Source organism: Pseudoxanthomonas yeongjuensis, assembly GCF_010093345.1.
Taxonomy (GTDB): domain Bacteria; phylum Pseudomonadota; class Gammaproteobacteria; order Xanthomonadales; family Xanthomonadaceae; genus Pseudoxanthomonas_A; species Pseudoxanthomonas_A yeongjuensis.
The window spans coordinates 1-538 of the sequence record NZ_PDWT01000022.1 but is presented as its reverse complement, the minus strand read 5'-3'; the positions used below and the strand labels follow the sequence as shown (position 1 = coordinate 538).

General features: G+C 59.1%; 1 protein-coding gene. It reads left to right on the top strand.

The window, feature by feature from the left end; all coding sequences use genetic code 11:
* Nucleotides 1-123 precede the first annotated feature (123 nt).
* The coding region (locus CSC74_RS17350; protein ID WP_211369686.1) for a gamma-glutamyltransferase at nucleotides 124-538 on the top strand (415 nt) is incomplete at its 3' end.

Here is a 538-nt window from a genome sequence, read left to right as displayed (position 1 = left end):
TTATTGGCTGTATTCGCGTTTGTTAGTATTGTCTTATGTTATGTGATCATTGAAAAGGTCTACTATATATCGCTCAAGAATATATGATATCAGACTGGTGAAGACAACGAAGGAATAACACTGATGAACTTAATGCGTGATGTTTTTTTTGACTTCGGCGCCGGGGTGATGGCCGAAGGCACCGGTTTCCTGCTTGGCAACCTGGTCGGCAACTTCTCGCTGCAGGCGCAGCGCGACATGGCCACCGATCCTTCGCGGGCGACCAACAACGTGATCGGTGCAGGCCGTCGCCCGGTGTCGAGCATGTCGCCGACGCTGCTCCTGCGCGATGGCAAGGTGCGCATGGTCACCGGCAGCCCCGGCGGCAACACCATCCCGGGCACGGTGATGCAGAGCATCGTCGACGTGGTCGACTTCGGCATGAACATCGCCGAGGCCACCAGCCAGCCGCGCATCCACCAGGACATGCGCAGTGGCACGCTCCAGGTCGAGCGCGGCATCAGCCCGGACACGCTGGCCCTGCTGCGCGCCCTGGGCC